Origin of the sequence: Halanaerobium kushneri (assembly GCF_900156285.1) — a bacterium.
GTDB lineage: Bacteria > Bacillota > Halanaerobiia > Halanaerobiales > Halanaerobiaceae > Halanaerobium > Halanaerobium kushneri.
This window is the reverse complement of sequence record NZ_FTNC01000053.1, coordinates 1-1,422: the sequence shown is the minus strand read 5'-3', so window position 1 is coordinate 1,422 and position 1,422 is coordinate 1. Positions and strand designations below refer to the sequence as shown.

Here is a 1,422-nt window from a genome sequence, read left to right as displayed (position 1 = left end):
TGTTTTATGCAGCAGTTGATTTTCTCTTTCGATTGAGTCGTTTTCTTCTATCAATAGCTGACTGATGTTTTTTCTTTCTTTCATCTATAATTTCATCAGCTTTACCGTTATATTTTTGATCTGGTGTTACATAATCTACACCCTGGTGCAGTCTTTCAGAATTGTAATAGTCAATGAAATCTTCTATATCTTCTCTGGCTTCATAAAAGCTCTGATAGGTTTCTTTTCTATAGACATTCTCATACTTAATTGTCTTATGGAAAACTTCAATTTTTCCGTTTGTCTCAGGGTGTTTTACAGCTGTTCTAATGTGCCTGATCTCCCATTCTTCAAGGAATTCAGTAAAAGATTTAGCTACAAGCTGGGTGCCATTATCACTTACAAGGACTGGTCTGCTGACAGGGTCTAAGTCAAATATACCTGCTTTATACATGGCTCTGCTAAGGACTCGCTGCATATCGTCTGCAGTCATAGTTTGAGAGAGTTCTCCGTGTATAATTTTGCGGGAGTAGCCATCAAGAACGCAGATTAAATAGGCATGGGTATTTTTTACAGGGATATAACTAATATCGGTATGCCACATTTTATTTGGCTGATCTACTTCAATTTTACCATCTGCTTTTTTCTGTTTATGATATTCCTGATCCGGGATGAGTCCAGCTTCCTTAAGCACCCGGTATGCACTCGATGCAGATACATAGACAATGTCATCATCCATCATTTTCTTAGCAAGTTTTCTATGACGCTGATCAGGGTGTTTAAGAGCATAATCTACAATTGCCTGCTTTTCTTCCTCCAGAAGGCTGTGAGGGCATGCTGCAGGAGTAGACTTGTGATTTTTAAGTCCTTCCATCCCATCAGCCTCATAGCGTTTTCTCCAGTCATAGTAACGCCAGGAATTAAGCTCTAATATTTCGCAGGTTGTTTTAACAGGCAGAGTTGATTCTTCCACAATATCCATTAATTTTCTTTTTTCATCTGCTGCAAGCCAGTCATTTTTAATTTCACCATGCAGTCCTATTTGTCGTTTTTTTTTAGAATCTGCAGTTCGCAGGTTTGTTCTACCAGAGTCTGTTTTAGTTTATCGACTTCATCTTTAAGTTTCTCTTTTTCAGGATCTTTTTTCTTTTTGTTTCTGAAGACTTTACTGGCAGATCCAATAAGACGTTTTTTCCACTGATAAAATTGACTTTCATAAATTCCATGTTTGCGGCAGGTCTCAGATATATTATCATTTTGAAGACCTTCAAGAACAATTTCCATCTTTTCTTCAGGTGAACGTTTAGTATTTTTACTCATAATTATCTCCCTTTCCAGTTATTATTTTGAAGGAAGAAAACGACTGTGTCAAATTAATGAGCATAATTCAAATTACTACAAAAAACTTTTGGAAATCTCTTTGACGGGCTTAGAAACATTATA

The 1,422-nt window shown here is 36.5% G+C and carries 2 protein-coding genes; both read right to left on the bottom strand.

Going from position 1 to position 1,422, the window contains the following annotated elements; genetic code table 11:
* Nucleotides 1-4: 4 nt before the first annotated feature.
* Nucleotides 5-1,003 carry an IS3 family transposase gene (locus BW929_RS15050; protein ID WP_256208186.1) on the bottom strand — a complete coding sequence of 333 codons (999 nt, stop codon included), beginning with the start codon at nucleotides 1,001-1,003 and terminating at the stop codon, nucleotides 5-7.
* A gap of 14 nt (nucleotides 1,004-1,017) precedes the next feature.
* Nucleotides 1,018-1,299: a transposase gene (locus tag BW929_RS15045; protein WP_076546280.1), complete on the bottom strand. Its 282-nt coding sequence runs from the start codon at nucleotides 1,297-1,299 to the stop codon at nucleotides 1,018-1,020.
* Between the last annotated feature and the right edge of the window lie 123 nt (nucleotides 1,300-1,422).